The organism is Sphingobium sp. LMC3-1-1.1, assembly GCF_040676285.1.
Taxonomy (GTDB): domain Bacteria; phylum Pseudomonadota; class Alphaproteobacteria; order Sphingomonadales; family Sphingomonadaceae; genus Sphingobium.
In genome coordinates this window covers 63410-81763 of sequence record NZ_JBEGHQ010000005.1, presented here as the reverse complement: position 1 = coordinate 81763, position 18354 = coordinate 63410, and the positions used below count along the sequence as shown (strand labels likewise).

Genomic DNA, 18354 nt, shown 5'->3' with positions numbered 1-18354 from the left:
GCCCGCCCGGCGCGTCCACCGGCAGGCGAGGAAGCCGTCATGAGTTTTCGTAATATCTCCGCCTGGGCCATCCGCAACCCGGTGTCGCCGATCGTGCTGTTCGTCGCGCTGCTGCTGGCCGGCCTGGTCAGTTTCAGCCGGATGGACGTCAACCAGAATCCGGACGTCAGCTTCCCCATGGTCAGCGTCGTCGTGCTCCAGCCCGGCGCCGCGCCGACGGAGCTGGAAACGCAGGTCACGCAGCGCGTCGAAGCAGCCGTGCGCGGTATCAGCGGCGTGGACGAAATCACCTCCTGGGTGTCGGAGGGCCAGTCCAACACCAATGTGCAGTTCCAGATCGGAACGCCGGTCGACCGCGCCGTCAATGATGTGAAGAATGCCGTCGACCAGATCCGCAGCGACCTGCCCGAGGGAATCCTGGCGCCGCGGGTCAGCCGCGTCGACATTGACGGCGGGCCGATCGCCTATTTCAGCGCCGAAGCGACGGACATGACGCTGGAAGAACTGTCCTGGTACGTCGACAATACCGTCGCCAAGCGGTTGCTGGGGGTGCCGGGCATGGCAGCGGTCAAGCGCGGCGGCGGCGTTTCCCGCGAAATCCGCGTGATCCTGAACCCCGCCAAGCTGCAATCGCACGGCATCACCGCCGGCCAGGTCAACCAGCAGCTTCAGCAGGTGAACCTCAACGCGGCTGGCGGCCGGACCGAGATCGCCGGTGCCGAACAGGCGATCCGCGTGCTGGGCAACGCCCGTGACGCCTATGCGCTGGGCCAGACCCAGATCGCCATTTCCGGCGGCCGCACCGTCAAGCTGGCCGACCTGGCCGATGTGCGCGACATGTATGCCGAACAGCGTTCGCTGTCGCTGATGAACGGGCGGCAGGTGACCAGCTTCAGCATGGAAAAGGCCAAGGGATCGTCCGACGTCACCGTGTTCGACGATGCGATGAAGGTGCTGGACCAGTTGCGGAAGGAAAATCCGAAGGTCCAGTACAAGCAGCTCTATACCAGCGTCGAATATACCCGTGGCCAATATCACAGCGCCATGCAGGCGATGATCGAGGGGGCGGTGCTGGCCGTCGTCATCGTCTTCCTGTTCCTGCGCGACTGGCGCGCGACGATGATCTCCGCGCTGGCCATTCCGCTGTCCGCGATTCCGGCCTTCTGGTTCATGGACATGATGGGCTTTACCCTGAACGGCATCTCGTTGCTGGCGCTCAGCCTGGTCGCGGGCGTGCTGGTCGACGACGCGATCGTGGAGATCGAGAATATCGTGCGCCACATGCGCATGGGCAAAAGCGCCTATCAGGCGTCCATCGACGCCGCTGACGAAATCGGGCTGGCGGTGCTGGCCACCACCATGGCCATCGTCGCGGTGTTCCTGCCGGTGGCGTTGATGCCGGGCATTTCCGGACAGTTCTTCATCCAGTTCGGCATGACGGTCGTGGTCGCCGTGCTGCTCAGCCTGGCGGTCGCACGCCTGATCACGCCGATGATCGCGGCCTATTTCCTGAAGGCCCATGGCCAGGAAAGCCATGGCGAAGGCCGGATGATGGACGTGTACATGGCCGTGCTGCGCTGGTCGCTGGACGAGCGCAAGGCCGTGGCCCATCGCGCCCGCGGCGGCCGGGCGCGTTTCACCGCCTGGCTGCGCGACCATCGCATCTGGACGATGGGCATGGGCTTTCTGGCTTTCGCCGCCACGATCTTCGCCTTCGCCACGCTGCCCATGTCGTTCCAGCCGACGATCGACACCGATTTCAGCCAGGTGAAGATCGAAACCGTACCCGGCAGCACGTTGCAGCAGACGACGGCGATCACGCGCAAGGTCGCGGACATGCTGGCCGCCGACAAGGACATGGTCGAGGCCGCCTTCGCCGATATCCAGACGACCGGCGCCGACATCTTCCTGACGCTGCGGAAGGACCGGCCGATCTCCTCGGTCGAATGGGAACGCAAGATCGCGCCCCAGTTCCAGCAGGTGGCCGACGCCCGCGTCAATTTCCAGTCGCAGTCGGGCGGCGGCTTTGGCCGCGACATCATCATCATGTTCGGCAGCGACGATCCCGTGAGGCTGGAGCAGACCGCCAACAAGCTGGTGGCGGAAATGGCGGGCATTCGCGAAATTCGCGCGCCGCGCGTGGCGGGCGACATGAACCGGCCCGAGATCGTCATCAAGCCACGCTTCGACCTGGCCGCCAGCCTGGGCGTCACCACCGCCGCGCTCAGCCAGACGATCCGCGTCGCGACGATCGGCGACATCGATCAGAACAGCGCCAAATTCTCCCTGTCCGACCGGCAGATCCCGATTCGCGTGGCGGTCGCGGAAAACAGCCGGCGCGATCTGGCGACCATCCAGAACATGCCGGTGCCCACGGTCAATGGCGGCTCCGTGCCGTTGAAGGTCGTGGCCGATATCGAATTCGGCGCCGGTCCGACGCAGATCCGCCGATACAACCAGATCCGCCGCATCGTCGTGGGTGCGGACCTGGCGCCGGGCGTCGTCACCAGCGAGGCGATGGCGAAGATCGACGCCCTGCCGACGATGAAGGCGATCGCCGCAGGCCAGATCCCGGGCGTGCAGAAGCTGAATACCGGCGACAGCAAGTGGCAGGCGGAGATGATCCAGAATTTCATGATCGCCGTCGTTTCCGGCATCATGCTGGTGCTGGCGGTGCTGACGCTGCTGTACAAGCGGCTGATGCCACCCTTCGTCAACCTGGGGTCGCTGGTGCTGGCGCCGCTGGGTGGGGCGCTCGCCCTGCACCTGACGGGCAATCCGGTGTCCATGCCGGTGCTGATCGGGCTGCTGATGCTGCTGGGCATCGTCGCGAAGAATTCCATCCTCGTCATCGACTTCGCGCTGGAGGAGATGGGCAAGGGCGTTCCGAAGCTGGAGGCGATCATCGATGCCGGGCACAAGCGCGCGCAGCCGATCGTCATGACCACTGTGGCGATGGTGGCCGGAATGGTGCCGACCGCCGCGTCGCTGAGCGGCGACGGCGCCTGGCGCGCGCCCATGGGCATCACCGTGATCGGCGGCCTGATCCTGTCGACCGTGCTGACGCTGGTGATCGTGCCTGCGACCTTCAGCCTGGCGCTGGGGATCGAGGAATGGATCGGTCCGCGCCTGGGCCGCCGCCTGCTGACATACAAGCCCGGCGACGATCGCGCGGGAGCGACGCAGCCGGCGGAGTAGGGATCGCGGGCGGACATTTGCTCACGGCAACGGCTTGATGGCGCGTCCTGTGCCGGTGGAGGCCGGGGCCAGGTTCAGGCGTGACGCTGTTCCATCGGATGCGGAACTGGGTTCCTGCCTTCGCAGGAGCACCGTGCGCCTGACATCCGCGGTCGGCCCGTTGCCGGATTGCATCCGCCTTCCCGCAAAAGAAGCGCTTGCCTGAACGAAACGGCGGCGTAACCGTTAGCCGGTCATGAAGATGCTCGCTCCGCCCCGGCCCGCCGTCGCCAGCCCAGTCCATCCGGCGCGGCGGATGCGGATGGTGGCGACGGGCATGTTGCTGGCGATGGCGGCGCTGTTCCTGGCGGCGCGGGCGACTGCTCATCTTCATCCTGCGATCGGATTCGTCCAGGCCTTTGCCGAGGCGGCGATGGTTGGCGGCCTGGCGGACTGGTTCGCCGTCACGGCGCTTTTCCGCCATCCGCTGGGCCTGCCGATCCCGCATACCGCGATCATCCCGCGCAACAAGGATCGGATCGGTGATACGCTCGCCCTGTTCCTGCGCGACAATTTCCTGACCCCCGCCGTGGTGGCGCGACGAATGCAGCGGCTGGACATGGCGGGGGCAGCCGGGCGCTTCCTGTCGAGCCCCGCCAGCGGCGACGGGCGCCTGCGGGAGGGCGCGTCTCGGCTCGCCGCGGACATATTGGAGGCGCTGGACCAGGAACGGCTGGGCGGCATGGTGAAGGGCGCCATCGCCCAGCGGCTGCGCGCCATGAACCTGGCCCCGCTGATCGGCCAGGCGCTGGAAGCGGCGATGCGCGACGGGCGCCATGCCCCGGTGATGGACGGCATCATCCTGTGGGCGGACCGGACGCTGGCGGCGAACGACCATCTGGTCCGGCAGATGGTGCATGACCGTTCGGGCAAGATCCTGCGCTGGACCGGCCTGGACGAAAATCTGTCCAATGCGATCATCGACGGGCTGCGCAAGCTGCTGACCGACATGGCGCAGGACCCCGGCCACAGCCTGCGCCTGAAGGCGGAGGAAGGACTGACGAAGCTGGCCGCCGACCTGCAGTTCGACCCGGAGATGCAGGCCCGCGTCGCCCGTATCCGCGACGAGATCGTCGACAATCCGGCGATGCAGCGCTGGATCGACGGCCTGTGGGAACAGGCGCGGGGCGGGCTGCTGCGGGCGGTGCGCGATCCCGGCAAGGCGATGGCGGGACGGTTGGGCGAGGCGCTCCACCAGCTTGGCGCGACCCTGCAGCAGGACGACCGGCTGCGCTTCCTCATCAATCGTTTCGTGCGCCGCGCGGCGGTGGGAGCGACGGCGACCTATGGCGATGCCATCGTCAAGCTGGTCAGCGAAACGGTGCGCGGTTGGGACGCGGGGACCGTCACCAGCCGGCTGGAACATGCGGTCGGGCGCGACCTGCAATATATCCGGGTCAACGGCACGCTGGTGGGCGGGCTGGTGGGGCTGGCCATACACAGCGTCGACACGCTGCTCTAGGACGGCAAAGAATCCAGAGCAGCGATCTGATTCGATCAGATCGAAACCCGCTCTAGGATCGGGGAGACCATTCCGGGAGGATAATATACGCGCTGCGCCTTCAAAATTAATGTTGCAACATATCATAGAAGTATGTTGTAACGTCACATATCGATTCCCGAAGAGGAAGCGACGACAGGAGGGTAATATGCAGCGTATCAGCATGGGTGCGGCAGGCAGCGAAACCATTTCCGGCTATAGCGGCGGCAAGCGCTCTCCCATCGGCATAGGAGGCGCGGTCGCCGTCCATGCGCTGGTGGTGGGTGCCTATCTGCTGATGCCCAAGGAGATGATCGATGTCTTCCGCGATCCGCCGCCCCTGATCACCTATCCGGTGGCCGACACGCCGCCCCCTCCGGAACAGGCGCAGCCGGAGACCGACTCCAAACCCTTGCCCCAGCCCAAATCGCATCCGACGATAGTGGAAAAGCCGATCATACCGCCGCCGCCCACGGGCTTCACCATGAAGGGCGAAGATCGCACCGTTACAGGTGGAACTGGCACGGGCACGGGCACGCCGCCCGACATACTGCCGCCCCAGCCCGTGCTGACGGAGGCGAGCATCGATCCCCGCGCGCTGGCCATGTTCCAGCCCGATTATCCCGGCGCGATGATCCGGCAGGGGATGGAGGGCAAGGTGGTGGTCCGCGTCACCATCGGCATCGACGGACGCGTCATCGACATAGAGCGGCTGTCGGCGGCGGACGAGGCGTTCTGGATCGCCACCCAGCGTCAGGCGCTGCGCAAATGGCGCTTCCGCCCGGCGACTCGGGATGGAGTGCCGGTCAGTTCGACCAAGGTGCTGACAGTCCATTTCCGGCTGGCAGACGCCTGAAATCCAACAATAAGGGGCTGGAAATCATGGCAGCCGACAACAGCGCTTTTGCATCCGGCCCCGCCTTACCCTATATCGGCGCCATGGCGATCTTCCCCCGTCCGGTGTCTCCCAAGAGCGCGATGAGCGACATGTGGAGCTATTTTCGCGAGAACCGGCCTCATAAATGGCCGCTGCTCGGCGTGTCCGTCGCAATAACCTGGGTCATCATCTGGGCCTTCATCGTCGACGCGAACACCAACACCATGCCGACGCGCAACCAGATATTCTACGTGCAGAGCTGGGACGCCAATCGGTCGGACGCCGCCATCATCCTCCAGCAGAAGATCGATCTCGCCAAGCGGGAGGCGGCGATCGAGAAGAAGCAGAAGGAGATGCAGGGCGTCGCGGATATTTTCGGCATCGACTGGAAGGCGGACGAAGCCCGCAACACGGCGCGTCGCAAGGAGGCGTTGAAGCAGATCAACGCCCAGCTCGACCAGCGCCTGGCCAAGGCCGAGGGAGCCGAGAAATCCGCACCCGCGCAGGGCGGGGCGGCCCGGCCCTGAGCGCCCGATCCAAAACCGGCCTGCCGCCGGCCGATCCCGCGCAGGACCGGCGCTTCATGGCCGCCGCCATTGCGCTTTCCGAACGCGGCCGCGGCCTGTCCACCCCCAATCCCAATGTCGGTTGCCTGATCGTGCGCGACGGCCATGTCGTGGGCCGGGGCTGGACGCAGAAAGGCGGCCGTCCCCATGCCGAGGCGCAGGCGCTGGAGGAGGCGGTGGACCGCGCGCGCGGCGCCACCGCCTATGTGACGCTGGAGCCCTGCTTTCACCTTTCGCCGCGCGGTCCGCGCTGCGCCGACCTGATGGCGCGTGCCGAGGTGCGGCGCGTCGTCATCGCCCTGCGGGATCCCGATCCGCGCACCGACGGGCAGGGTGCCGCCTGGCTGCGCAAGCGCGGCATTGCCGTTGAAATGGGCCTGATGGCGCGGGAAGCCGCCGCCGCGATGCGCGGTTTCGTGCTGCGCCAGACGCTGGGCCGGCCTGCGGTGACGCTGAAGCTGGGCCTCTCTCTCGATGGTCGGATCGCGCTGCCCGACGGGTCCAGCCGCTGGATCACCGGGCCGGAAGCCCGCGCCCATGCCCATATGGAACGGGCGCGGCATGACGCGATATTGGTGGGGGGCGGCACGCTGCGCGCCGATGCGCCGCGGCTGGACGTGCGTCTGCCGGGGCTGGAGGATCGCTCGCCCCGGCGCATATTGCTGAGCCATGGGCGCGCGCCCGATGGCTGGGAAAGCATCACCGAGCCGGAGGATATCGCCGCCCTGCCGCAGGTCGACCATCTGCTGGTCGAGGGCGGGGCGCAGGCTGCCGCTGCCTTCCTGCGTGCCGATCTGGTCGACCGGCTGCTGCTCTATCGCGCGCCGATCCTGATCGGTGCGGGGCTGGCGGGAATAGGCGATCTGGGGCTTGCCGAGCTGGCGGATGCGCATGGCCGCTGGCGGATCGACGACGAACGGCGGCTGGGCGATGACCGGCTGGAGGTTTACGTGCGGACGCGGAACGCCTAGTGACCCGAATCTGAAGTTCGTCACACCGCTGGGTAGGCGTTGAACGAACTTCAGATTCATCAGGGTCACTAGCAAATATATGATTTCTAGTGTGGTTTTTGGATTTGAAATACGCTCCCTACCTAGCCGCTATAATGAGGCGTATTTCAAATCCACCACACTAGATCACCGCAAACGCCCTCCCCCGGTCCGGGCGCGGGCGAATGGACAACAAGGCAACGGACTTTTCTCATGTTCACCGGCATCATCACCGACATCGGCACCATCCGCACTCATGAGCAACGCGGCGACCTGCGGTTGGTGATCGGTTGCGCCTATGACATGGACTCGGTCGCCATCGGTGCGTCCATTGCTTGTTCGGGCGCCTGCCTGACCGTCGTGGAAAAGGGCGCCGACTGGTTCGCGGTCGACCTGTCGGCCGAAACCGTCGCTCGCACCGCGCCCGGCCTGTGGGTGCAGGGCGGCCCCCTCAACCTGGAACGCGCGCTCAAGGTCGGGGACGAGCTGGGCGGCCATATCGTCACCGGCCATGTCGACGGCATCGGCACGCTGCTGTCGGCGACGCATGAGGGCGATTCGACCCGACTGGTCATCGCCGCGCCCGCCGCGCTGGCGCCCGCGCTGGCGGCGAAGGGTTCGATCACGGTGGACGGCATCTCCCTGACCGTCAACACGGTCGAGGATCAGGCCGATGGATCGGTTCATTTCGGCCTGAACATCATTCCGCATACCGCCGCCGCGACGACGCTCGACAGCCTGCTGCCCGGCCGCGCCTTCAACCTGGAGATCGACGTGCTGGCGCGCTATCTGGACCGGATGCAGAGTCTTCATTCTCGCCCAGTGTGATTATCACTTGCCATTATCACATCTTGGTGTGATATGACGCCTCATCCCATGGGGAAGGAGTCGTCTGCATGTCATCAGCCCTTATCGATACCGTCCGTTCGCTGGTCACTGATGGCGGCATGTCGCGCTCCGGCCTTGCCCGGGCCGCGGGCCTTCACGCCAATTCCCTGCGCAGGCTGGGCGAGGCCGACTGGAACCCGACGGCCGAGACCCTGGGCAAGCTGGAAAGCTATCTTGCCAAGCGCGAGGGCGGCACCGCGCTCGCTTCGCCCGAAGAGATCATCAATGAGGCCCGCAATGGCCGCATGTTCATCCTGGTCGATGACGAGGATCGGGAAAATGAGGGCGACCTGGTCATCCCCGCGCAGATGGCGACGCCCGACGCGATCAATTTCATGGCGACCCATGGCCGTGGCCTCGTCTGCCTGGCGCTGAGCAAGGACCGGGTCGATCATCTGGGCTTGGGCCTGATGAGCCGCAACAACGGCACCCGCCACGAAACTGCCTTCACCGTTTCGATCGAAGCGCGTGAGGGCGTCACCACCGGCATCAGCGCCGCCGACCGCGCCCGCACCATCTCCGTCGCGATCGACGGGTCGAAGGGGCCTGACGACATCGTGACGCCCGGCCACGTCTTCCCGCTGGTGGCCAAGGATGGCGGCGTGCTGGTGCGCACCGGCCATACCGAGGCGGCGGTGGATGTCGCCCGCCTGGCCGGGCTCAATCCATCCGGCGTCATCTGCGAGGTGATGAAGGATGACGGCACCATGGCGCGCCTGGACGACCTGATCCCCTTTGCCCAGAAGCACAAGATGAAGATCGGCACGATCCGCGACCTCATCGCCTATCGCCGCCGGCACGATCATATGGTGGAACGCCGCGCCGAAACCGTCTTCACCAGCCAGTGGGGCGGCGACTGGAAGGCGATCAGCTTCTACAACAAGGCGACGCAGACCGAGCAGCTCGTGCTGCAAAAGGGCCATGTCGTGCCCGACGAGCCGACGCTCGTCCGCATGCATCAGCTTTCCCTGCTGGACGACGTCTATGGTTCGGCCGGGCCGCGCAACGGTCTGCTCGCCAGGTCGATGGAGATCATCGCCCGACAAGGGGCGGGGATCATCGTCGTGCTCACCGCGACGGTGGCGGGCGATTTCCTGAGCCGCAGCCTGCGCCATCATGCCGGGCAGCCGGGATCGGGCATGGACGAATTGCGCGACTATGGCGTTGGCGCGCAGATCCTGGCCGAACTGGGCGTGCATGACATGATCCTGCTCAGCAACACGCATCATAGCCTGATCGCGCTTGACGGTTATGACCTGGCCGTGGTTGGGCAACATCCGATCGAGCTTTAAGGACCACTGTCATGGCAAAATTCCTGATCGTCGAAGCGCGCTTCTACGAACATCTCAATGACCTGCTGATCGAGGGCGCGGTCGCCGCGCTGGAGGATGAGGGCCATAAATATGAGGTGGTGACGGTGCCCGGCGCGCTGGAAATTCCCGGTGCCGTGGCGCTGGCGGCGGAAACCGGCCGATATGACGGCTTCATCGCCATCGGCGTGGTGATCCGGGGTGAAACCTATCATTTCGAAGTCGTGTCGAACGAAAGCGCGCGCGGCCTGATGGCGCTCAGCATGGATGGCATTCCGATCGGCAACGGCATTTTGACGGTCGAGAATGAAGCGCAGGCGCTGACCCGCGCCAAACGGGACGAGAAGGACAAGGGCGGCGAGGCGGCGAAGGCGGCCATGGCCATGCTCTCCCTTCGGGAAAGATTCGGCGCCTGACGGCTGCGAACAGGGGCGGATGGGAAAGGGGCGGCCCTTGACGAGCGGCCGCTTTTTCCCGGAGGCCTCCGGTGTGCAACCCCTGTGCCCGGGCGCGCTTGTACGCATGGCCGGTCGGGCGTAGTAACGGGCCATGACCCCGACGCATCAAGACATGACGCTCGATGAAGTGCGCGCCGCGCTGGCGCCGATCCTGCCGCGCCATGCCGCCTTTGACGGCTGGCGCAGGGAAGCCGTGACGATGGCGGCGGCGCAGTGCGGCATCGATGCCGGCATAGCGGCCCTGGCCTTTCCGGGCGGTGCGATGGAGATGATCGACGCCTGGTTCGAGAGCATCGATTCGCGGATGCGGGAAGCGCTGCCGCAGGAGAAGCTGGCGACCCTTTCCATCCGGATGCGCATAACGACCCTGGTCGAAACGCGCCTGACGCTGCTGGCGCGGGATCGCGAAGCGCTGCGCCGGGCGCAGGCGGTCATGGCCATGCCGCGCAATGCGGCGGCGGCCGCCAGACTGGGTTGGCGGGCAGCGGACGTCATGTGGCGCGCGGCCGGGGACGAATCGACGGACCTCAATCATTATACGAAGCGGCTGACCCTGGCCGGGGTCTATGCCGCGACCCTGCTGGTGTTCGTCGATGATGAAAGCGAAGACTGGGCGGAGACTCGCGCCTTCCTGGCCCGGCGGATCGAGGGCGTGATGCGGTTCGAACGCGCTAAGGCCCAGTGGAAGGGCATAGGTGCCGGTGAAAGGTTGAGCTTTGCCCGCTTCATCGGGCGGTTGCGATACCCTGCCATATAACCCTCGCGTCGCGGCGCGGATTCACGCTGGTCTTTTCCAATCGGTATTGATAGTCACTCGCAGGAATATATGACGAGTGCCTTACCCTTGCGCCTGACCGACCTGCCGCTGCGCCAGCCTGCCTATGTGGACCTGATCGACTGGGACGCCCTTTCCGCGTCCGACGGGCAAAGGCTTCGCGAATTCGGCCTGTGCGAAGGCGCCAGCGTGGAGGCGCTGCATCATGGCGGCCTGATGGGCCGTGGCCCCATTGCCTGCAAGGTCGGCCGCATGACGATCGCCATGCGCCGCAACCATGCCGCGGCGATCACCGTCCGCACCGGGCCGCAGGACGCCGCCGCGGACGAAGAAGCGTGACCGGCCTGCCGCTGGTCGCGCTGGTCGGCAATCCCAATGCCGGCAAGAGCGCGCTGTTCAACGCCCTGACCGGAGCGCGGCAGAAGCTGGGCAATTATCCCGGCGTGACGGTGGAGCGCAAGGCGGGCCGCCTGTCGCTGTCCGACGGCCGGCCGGTCGAACTGGTCGACCTGCCCGGCACCTACAGCCTCAATCCGACCAGCCCCGACGAACAGGTGACGCGCGACGTCATATTGGGCAGGCAGGCGGGCGAACGCCTTCCCGACGCGCTGGTGGTGGTGGTCGATGCCTCCAACCTCGACAATCACCTGCGCTTCGCGCTGGAACTGATCGCGCTCGGTCGTCCGACCATCGTCGCGCTCAACATGGTCGACCTTGCGACCCGCGACGGGCTGGAACTGGACGCGCAGATTCTTTCGCGCGAACTGGGCGTGCCGGTGATCTCCACCGTGGCGGTGCGCAAACGTGGTCTGGATCATCTGCGCGGCGAACTGGAATCCATGCTCGACGGCGGGGTCGGTGACGTCGCTCCTGCGGGCGAACGGCGCGATTTCGAGGTGTTGCGCAGGGAAGCGCGCCGGATCGCCCGCACCGCCATCGTGCGCGAAACCCCCTCCCGCCGCCTGACCGCCGCGGTCGACCGGGTGGCGCTGCATCCCGTGGCGGGGCTGTTCCTGCTGCTCGCCTTGCTCTTCATCATGTTCCAGGCGGTCTATGCCTGGTCAGAGGCGCCGATCGCGATGATCGAGGGCTTTGTCGCCAGTGCCGGGGATGCCGTGACGGCGGCGCTGCCCGATGGGCTGCTGCGGTCCTTCCTGGTCGATGGCGTGCTGAACGGCGTGGGTTCCGTCATCGTGTTCCTGCCGCAGATCCTCATCCTCTTCTTCTTCATCCTGATGCTGGAGGCGACCGGCTACATGGTTCGCGCCGCCTTTCTGATGGACGGGCTGATGGCGCGGGTGGGCCTGTCGGGGCGCGCCTTCATCCCGTTGCTTTCCTCCTTCGCCTGCGCGGTGCCGGGGATCATGGCGACCCGCACCATCGCTGATCCGAAAGACAGGCTGACCACCATATTGATCGCGCCGCTGATGACCTGTTCGGCGCGGCTGCCGGTCTATGCCGTGATCATTGGCGCTTTCATTCCGGCCCGGACCGTGGCGCTGGGCATCGGTCTTCAGGGGCTGGTGCTGTTCTGCCTCTACATTTCGGGCATTGTCGGCGCGATGCTGGCCGCTCTGGTCCTGCGCCGCACCGTCACCAAGGGGGCAAGCGGCGGTTTCCTGATGGAGATGCCCAAATATCAATGGCCGCGCCCGCAGGACATCGTGCTTGGCCTGTGGCAGCGCGCGGTGATCTTCCTCAAGCGGGCGGGCACGATCATCTTCACCTCGACCGTGATCCTCTGGATATTGCTGAGCTTTCCCAAGGCGCCGGAGAATGGCGGGGTCAGCCAGGTCAACTATTCCATCGCAGGACGGGTCGCCAACGGGCTTAACGTCGTGCTGCAGCCGATCGGCTTCAACCGCGATATATCGCTGGCGCTGATCCCGGCCATGGCCGCGCGCGAAGTGGCGGTATCCGCGCTCGCCACCGTCTATTCGCTCGACGCCGACGAGGATGAGGCGAAGCTGGAACGCAGCCTGGGCGACCGGCTGAAGGACAGTTGGCCGCTGCCGACCGCGCTCGCCTTCCTTGCCTGGTTCGTCTTCGCGCCCCAGTGCATCTCTACCATCGCGGTGACCAGGCGGGAGACCAATGGCTGGAAATGGCCGCTGTTCATGATCGGCTATCTGTTCGCGCTCGCCTATGTCGCGGCCGGACTTACTTACTGGACCGCCACCGCAGCAGGGCTATAAGGACCAGCTAAACTATCGGAGGAAACATGGCGGGTTCGGTCAACAAGGTCATTCTGGTGGGCAATCTGGGCGCCGACCCGGAGGTGAAGAGCTTTCAGAATGGCGGGAAGGTGTGCAACCTGCGGATCGCGACCTCCGAAAGCTGGAAGGATCGCATGTCGGGCGAGCGCAAGGAGCGCACCGAATGGCACAGCGTCTCCATCTTCTCCGAAGGGCTGGCGGGCGTAGCGGAACGCTTTCTGCGCAAGGGGTCGAAGGTCTATCTGGAGGGCCAGCTGCGCACCCGCAAATGGCAGGACCAGTCCGGCAATGACCGCTACACCACCGAAGTGGTGCTGCAGGGGCCGGGCGCGGTGTTGACCATGCTGGATGGCGCGCCCGGAGGCGGTGGTCAGGGCGGCGGCGGACGCTCGCAGGGCGGCGGTGACTGGGGCGCCAGTTCGGGCAGCTTTGGCGGCGGCAATGATTATGATGATTTCGGCGGCGGCGGCGGCGGCGGCTTTGCTGGCGGTTCGGGCCGATCTTCAGGCGGCGGACGCGGCAGTGCGGGCGGGCCGAATTTCGACAATGACCTGGACGACGAAGTGCCGTTCTGAGGGATATTCAGCGGTAAATGACAGGAAGCGTTTTGCGATCCCTCACTCAACGGGATCGCAGACGCCTTACATCAGGATGCAGTGAAGCGGACGCATCGGCATCCTGCCAATGCTCAGGCTGCCAGGCGCAGGCAGTTCCTTCCACTATGCTTGGCGTTGTACAGCGCCTTGTCGGCGGCTTCGAGCACGGCCTGACTGTCGCTCTGTCCACTCAGGGCGACCAGTCCCGCGCTGAACGTCACCGGGATCAGGTCGCCCGAATCGATCTGAACGGGATGGGCCGTGACCATTTCACGCAACCGTTCGCAGATCATGCTCGCCCGGACGACATCCGTGCCGCCGAGCAGGATGGCGAATTCCTCGCCGCCAAGGCGACCGATACTGTCGCCGCCGCGCAACCCCGGGCGCAGCCGATCGACAAAGCCCGCCAGCACGCGGTCGCCCGCGCCATGACCGTGGCAGTCGTTGACCGTCTTGAAATGGTCGATGTCGATCAGCAGCAGGCAGGCCCGTCCGCCATGACGGGCACGCAGCATTTCCTCTTCCAGCTTTTCCAGGAAAGCCCGCCGGCTGTCCGCGCCGGTCAGCGAATCCAGCGCCGCCACCTGCTGCAGCGCGCGTTGCCGCGCCTTGTGCCGGGACATGTCGCGAATCGTGCAGACAAGGCCGGTGGGCATGCCGCGCTCGTCAACGACGGCGCGCGCCACCATCTCGCACCATTCGCTGCCCTGCGCCGATATGAAGGGGCGGAATTCGACCGTCTGCACTTCGCCGGGCTGGTGGAGCGCCCGGTCCAGCGTCGCGGTCACCTGTTCCCGGTCCACCGGGTCGACCAGATTGGCGGCGTCCTGCCCGATCAGCAGTTCGGGCGCGCACCCGATCTGTTCTGCCGCCGAGGGGGAGGCATATTCGATCACGCCATCAACGCGGATGTTGAGCACGACATCGCCGCTGTTTTCCGCGATCGCGCGATAGCGCGCCTCGCTTTCCTGCAACATCTGGAACAGGCGCCGGCGGCTGTTGAGTTCCGCCGCGATCGGCATGGAAAGCAGGAAGCTGAAGGCCAGGAAGAGCTGGAAATACTGCATCCTTTCGCCCAGCGTGCCGGGGATCATGTGCAGCGGTCCATGGCCCGTCATGGTCGCCATGCCGCCGATCATCGCCAGGATGATGACCGACGCCGCAGCGCCCAGATTGCCCAGGCGGAAGACGATGGCGACCATCGGCAGCAGCAGCGCGAAGAGCATGGGAAAGCGGGCCACGTAGAAGACGAAGCCGGTCGCCAGGGCGAAGAGCAGGAGCAATCCGAGCGCTTCACACTTCGCCCAGCGCCTGGTCTGGCCGAACCAGCGCCGCAATTCGCCCTTCATCAGCATGATCAGGATCGGCGTGCAGGTCAGCCCGCCCAGCACATGCCCGGTATACCATTGCAGCAGCGACGCACCGAACGGCACTGTCGTCAGTGCCGATGCCACGGAGGCGGCGGCCAGGCCCGCGACCAGATTGGCCGGGCCGCAGAGCGCGAGAATGAAGACGAACAGCGGCTGCATCGATCCCGCGAATTTCCCGCCTGGCGCAAAGCGGCGGCAGATCAGCGCGACGATAAGCGCTTCCAGCAGGTTGATGCCGGCCATCGGTATGGCGGCCGCGGTCCCCATGCCCCACAGGGCGGTCGACAGCGCACTTGCCATGCCGCAGGCGATCAGGGCCCGCGGCCAGACGCTGGCCCGCGATGTCAGCAGATAGGCCATCAGCAGCGCGTTGGCGCCCCAGATGAAGGCGAGGCCCCCTTCAAAGCGCGAACTGGCAAGCGCGATCGACGCCATGAAGAAATAAGCGCCTGCCAGGACGACAGGCTCAATGCGGGACGAAGTATGGCGAAGTGACGTCTGCATGTTCGGTCCCGCATTAGACGCTTATCGTTAAAATATACTCACGATCATGATTTTACAGTGGAGAAAAATCATGTGGACGCCAGCAAGGCGTGCCAGCGGCGCAGCCTTTCGTCCCTGGTATCGTCCGGCAGGGCAGGGGTGAACCGTCGCCGCGCCGCCCCCATCCCGCCGGCCGCGGCGGCAAGGGAAGGAAACAGGCCCGCGCCCACCGCCGCGAGCATCGCCGCGCCCCGGGCCGTCGTCTCCACATCGGCCGGGCGATCCACGGGCACGCCCAGAATATCGGCCAGGTCCTGCGCGATCCAGTCATTGGCGCTCATGCCCCCGTCGATGCACAGGCCTTGCCAGGGCATGCCGTCGGAGCCGAACGCTCCGGCCAGGTCGTGAAGCTGGTGCGAGAGGGATTCGAGCGCCGCGCGCACGATATGCGCCCGACGGGTCCCCAGCGTCAGCCCGTGGATCATGCCCGTGGCGTCCGGGCGCCAATGGGGGGCGCCCAGCCCCGCCAGCGCGGGCAGCATCGCGATGCCGCCGCTGTCCGGCACGGAACGGGCCAGGGTTTCGCTTTCCTCCGCCGTCGCGATCAGGCGCAGTTCGTCGCGCAGCCACTGGATCAGGCTGCCGGCGACGAACACTGACCCTTCCAGCGCATAATTCGTCTCTCCCGGCAGACGGCAGAGCAGCGTGCCGAGCAGACGATGCCGCGAAACGGGCACGGTGCTGCCCATGGGAGCGAGGACGAAGGCGCCCGTGCCCAATGTCGCCTTGGCGCTGCCCGGCGTCAGGCAGCCCTGGCCAATGGTCGCCGCCTGCTGATCCCCCATCAATCCCCGGATCGCGATCGGCTGGCCGAACCATTCGGCCCGGGTTTCGGCAAAGGCGCCCACATTGTCGACGATCTGCGGCAGGGCGTGCGGCGGCACGCCGAACAGGTCGCATAGCCCCTGGTCCCAATCCGTACCGTCCAGCGCCATCAACTGGGTGCGGCTGGCATTGCTGGCGTCGCTGACATGCAGCCCGCCGGTCAGCTTCCACATCAGCCAGCTTTCTATGGTGCCGAAGGCGAGGGCGCTTCCCGCTTCTGCGACGGCGGGGGCATGGTCCAGCAGCCAGCGCATCTTCGTTGCTGAGAAATAGGGATCGAGCACCAGCCCTGTCCGCCGCTGGATCGCTTCCTCCTCGCCCGCGTCGCGCAGGGCGGCGCAATGCCCGGCCGTGCGCCGGTCCTGCCAGACGATTGCGGGAGCCAGAGGCTGGCCGGTCCGCCGGTCCCACGCGACGACGGTTTCGCGCTGGTTGGTGATGCCGATGGCGGCGATGCGATCCGCGCCGCCCGCCCGCATCACCATGTCGCGCGCGCAGGCGAGCGTCTTGTCCCAGATTTCTGCCGCATCATGTTCGACCCAGCCGGGTTGCGGATAATATTGGCTGAGGTCCGCCTGCGCCATGCCCAGCCGTCGTCCGTCCGGCGCGAAGAGCATCGCGCGCGTCGATGTCGTGCCCTCGTCCAGCACCAGTATCAGACGCTCGTTCATCCCCTCTCCCCCAGCCAGTCCCGCACATGCGCCTTCTGTCCCGCATCGAGGCGCAGTCCCAACTTCGTGCGGCGCCACAATATGTCGTCGGCCGTGACCGCCCATTCCCGCGCGACCAGATAGCGTAGCTCCGCCTCGGTCAGGCCATGGCCGAAATGCGTGCCCAGAGCCTCCATGTCCCGCGCACCGTCCAGCCACTCCCATGCACGGGTGCCATAGGCGCAGGCGATCCGCTGCGTCGAGGCATAGTCGAGAAAGGGATAGTCGCAGCCCAGATCGGCGATCAGCCGGTCGCGCTCCTGCATCGGGAAGTCGCCGCCCGGCAGTGCCGCTTTTGCCGTCCAGTCGCCCGCGGGCAGGCTGGGGAAAAAGGGTCTGAGCATCGCCACCGCCTCGGCCGCGAGGTGCCGATAGGTGGTGATCTTGCCGCCGAACAGGCTGAGCAGCGGCGCTTCCTCCCGTGGCGCGTCAAGCTCCAGCCGATAGCCGCGCGTCGCGGCTTCCGGTTTTCCCGAACCATCGTCGACCAGCGGCCGGACGCCGGCATAGGACCACAGCACGTCCTGCGGCGTGATGATCCTTCGGAAATAGCGGTTCGCGCCGTCGCAGAGATAGGCGATCTCGTCGGGCGCAGGTTGGACATCGTCGATCGGCCCCTGATGATCGCGGTCGGTCGTGCCGATCAGGGTGAAGTCGCGCTCATAGGGCAAGGCAAAGAAGATGCGTCCATCGGGCAGCTGGAAGAAATAGGCAAAGCCATGGTCGAACAGGCGCGGCACGACGATATGCGATCCGCGCACCAGCCGCATGTGGCGCGCCGTTTCGCCATGGGCGCGATGGAGAAGGTCGAGCACGAGCGGCCCGGCGGCGTTGACCACGGCGCGGGCGCGGAAGCGCGGCATCGATCCGTCGTTCGCCTGCGCATGGATCGTCCAGCCGCCTTTTTCCCGTTCCAACCGCTGCACGTCCGTCCGGGTGCGCACCTCCGCGCCCCTTTCCGCCGCATCGCGGGCGTTGAGGATGACGAGGCGGGCATCGTCGACCCAGCCATCGGAATAGAGGAAGGCCTTGCCGAAGCCGGGTTGCAGCGGCCGTCCGGCCGGATGGCGGCGCAGGTCGATGCCCTGCGTCGGCGGCAGGGCGTGCCGGCCGCCGATATGGTCGTACAGGAAGAGGCCCAGTCGCAGCATCCAGCGCGGCCGCAGCCCCGGTACCCAGGGCAGCACGAAGCGCAGCGGATGGATGATGTGCGGGGCGATCGCCCAGAGCCGCTCGCGTTCCGCCAGCGATTCGCGCACCAGGCCGAATTCCCGATGCTCCAGATAGCGCAGCCCGCCATGGATCAGCTTGGTGGAGGCGGACGATGTGCCCTGCGCCAGGTCGCCGCGCTCCAGCAGCAGCACCCGCGCACCGCGCCCGGCCGCGTCACGAGCCACGCCGCAGCCGTTGATGCCGCCCCCGATCACGGCAATGTCATAGGGGGTCGGGTCTGTCTCCCTCGTCACCCCGTCATCCTAGAGCATCGGGCGGAAAAGTGGGAACCGGTTTTCCGC

At 66.2% G+C, this 18354-nt stretch carries 15 protein-coding genes; 12 read left to right on the top strand and 3 right to left on the bottom strand.

Annotation, left to right across the window (positions count from 1 at the left end; translation table 11 throughout):
* Positions 1-39 precede the first annotated feature (39 nt).
* From MRBLMC3_RS08640 to ssb, 12 genes are all read left to right on the top strand, one after another.
* Complete coding sequence (locus MRBLMC3_RS08640) at positions 40-3198, top strand: efflux RND transporter permease subunit (RefSeq protein ID WP_363827683.1); 3159 nt, start codon at positions 40-42, stop codon at positions 3196-3198.
* Between the two features lie 235 nt (positions 3199-3433).
* Positions 3434-4699, top strand: coding sequence for a DUF445 domain-containing protein (locus tag MRBLMC3_RS08635; RefSeq protein WP_363752780.1), 1266 nt, complete (start codon positions 3434-3436; stop codon positions 4697-4699).
* Positions 4700-4886: 187 nt separating this feature from the next.
* Positions 4887-5573: an energy transducer TonB gene (locus MRBLMC3_RS08630; protein WP_363827680.1), complete on the top strand. Its 687-nt coding sequence runs from the start codon at positions 4887-4889 to the stop codon at positions 5571-5573.
* 26 nt (positions 5574-5599) lie between these two features.
* Positions 5600-6121: a hypothetical protein gene (locus tag MRBLMC3_RS08625; RefSeq protein WP_363737506.1), complete on the top strand. Its 522-nt coding sequence runs from the start codon at positions 5600-5602 to the stop codon at positions 6119-6121.
* Positions 6122-6141: 20 nt separating this feature from the next.
* On the top strand, positions 6142-7131 hold the full coding sequence (ribD, locus tag MRBLMC3_RS08620; RefSeq protein WP_363827746.1) for a bifunctional diaminohydroxyphosphoribosylaminopyrimidine deaminase/5-amino-6-(5-phosphoribosylamino)uracil reductase RibD: 990 nt from the start codon (positions 6142-6144) through the stop codon (positions 7129-7131).
* 231 nt (positions 7132-7362) lie between these two features.
* Positions 7363-7977 (top strand): riboflavin synthase, encoded by a 615-nt coding sequence (locus tag MRBLMC3_RS08615; protein WP_363827677.1) that lies wholly within the window; start codon positions 7363-7365, stop codon positions 7975-7977.
* A gap of 68 nt (positions 7978-8045) precedes the next feature.
* Positions 8046-9329, top strand: a complete 1284-nt coding sequence (gene ribB / locus MRBLMC3_RS08610; RefSeq protein WP_363737509.1) for a 3,4-dihydroxy-2-butanone-4-phosphate synthase — start codon at positions 8046-8048, stop codon at positions 9327-9329.
* A gap of 11 nt (positions 9330-9340) precedes the next feature.
* Positions 9341-9763, top strand: a complete 423-nt coding sequence (gene ribH / locus MRBLMC3_RS08605) for a 6,7-dimethyl-8-ribityllumazine synthase (protein WP_363737511.1) — start codon at positions 9341-9343, stop codon at positions 9761-9763.
* A 133-nt stretch (positions 9764-9896) separates the two neighbouring features.
* Entirely contained in the window at positions 9897-10562 is a 666-nt protein-coding gene (locus tag MRBLMC3_RS08600) for a COQ9 family protein (RefSeq protein ID WP_363827673.1), read from the top strand.
* An 87-nt stretch (positions 10563-10649) separates the two neighbouring features.
* Positions 10650-10919: a FeoA family protein gene (locus tag MRBLMC3_RS08595; protein ID WP_363738207.1), complete on the top strand. Its 270-nt coding sequence runs from the start codon at positions 10650-10652 to the stop codon at positions 10917-10919.
* Entirely contained in the window at positions 10916-12775 is a 1860-nt protein-coding gene (feoB, locus tag MRBLMC3_RS08590; protein WP_363737515.1) for a ferrous iron transporter B, read from the top strand. Before MRBLMC3_RS08595 ends, feoB begins: the two co-directional genes overlap by 4 nt.
* 26 nt (positions 12776-12801) lie before the next feature.
* Positions 12802-13371: a single-stranded DNA-binding protein gene (gene ssb, locus MRBLMC3_RS08585; protein WP_363827670.1), complete on the top strand. Its 570-nt coding sequence runs from the start codon at positions 12802-12804 to the stop codon at positions 13369-13371.
* 113 nt (positions 13372-13484) lie between these two features.
* Here ssb and MRBLMC3_RS08580 read toward each other — a convergent pair whose 3' ends face one another.
* From MRBLMC3_RS08580 to MRBLMC3_RS08570, 3 genes are all read right to left on the bottom strand, one after another.
* Entirely contained in the window at positions 13485-15266 is a 1782-nt protein-coding gene (locus MRBLMC3_RS08580) for a sensor domain-containing diguanylate cyclase (protein ID WP_363827667.1), read from the bottom strand.
* Positions 15267-15334: 68 nt separating this feature from the next.
* Complete coding sequence (locus MRBLMC3_RS08575) at positions 15335-16801, bottom strand: FGGY family carbohydrate kinase (RefSeq protein ID WP_363827664.1); 1467 nt, start codon at positions 16799-16801, stop codon at positions 15335-15337.
* A complete protein-coding gene (locus MRBLMC3_RS08570; RefSeq protein ID WP_363827661.1) occupies positions 16798-18306 on the bottom strand; it encodes a glycerol-3-phosphate dehydrogenase in 1509 nt (502 codons plus the stop codon). Before MRBLMC3_RS08570 ends, MRBLMC3_RS08575 begins: the two co-directional genes overlap by 4 nt.
* Positions 18307-18354: the final 48 nt, after the last annotated feature.

Excerpts from the sequence above, each read along its gene's own strand:
- ribB (WP_363737509.1), top strand. The coding sequence starts at position 8,046 with ATGTCATCAGCCCTTATCGATACCGTCCGTTCGCTGGTCACTGATGGC.
- MRBLMC3_RS08615 (WP_363827677.1), top strand. The coding sequence starts at position 7,363 with ATGTTCACCGGCATCATCACCGACATCGGCACCATCCGCACTCATGAG.
- MRBLMC3_RS08575 (WP_363827664.1), bottom strand. The coding sequence starts at position 16,801 with ATGAACGAGCGTCTGATACTGGTGCTGGACGAGGGCACGACATCGACG.
- MRBLMC3_RS08635 (WP_363752780.1), top strand. The coding sequence starts at position 3,434 with ATGAAGATGCTCGCTCCGCCCCGGCCCGCCGTCGCCAGCCCAGTCCAT.
- ribH (WP_363737511.1), top strand. The coding sequence starts at position 9,341 with ATGGCAAAATTCCTGATCGTCGAAGCGCGCTTCTACGAACATCTCAAT.
- MRBLMC3_RS08640 (WP_363827683.1), top strand. The coding sequence starts at position 40 with ATGAGTTTTCGTAATATCTCCGCCTGGGCCATCCGCAACCCGGTGTCG.
- MRBLMC3_RS08600 (WP_363827673.1), top strand. The coding sequence starts at position 9,897 with ATGACCCCGACGCATCAAGACATGACGCTCGATGAAGTGCGCGCCGCG.
- ssb (WP_363827670.1), top strand. The coding sequence starts at position 12,802 with ATGGCGGGTTCGGTCAACAAGGTCATTCTGGTGGGCAATCTGGGCGCC.
- MRBLMC3_RS08580 (WP_363827667.1), bottom strand. The coding sequence starts at position 15,266 with ATGCAGACGTCACTTCGCCATACTTCGTCCCGCATTGAGCCTGTCGTC.
- MRBLMC3_RS08630 (WP_363827680.1), top strand. The coding sequence starts at position 4,887 with ATGCAGCGTATCAGCATGGGTGCGGCAGGCAGCGAAACCATTTCCGGC.
- MRBLMC3_RS08625 (WP_363737506.1), top strand. The coding sequence starts at position 5,600 with ATGGCAGCCGACAACAGCGCTTTTGCATCCGGCCCCGCCTTACCCTAT.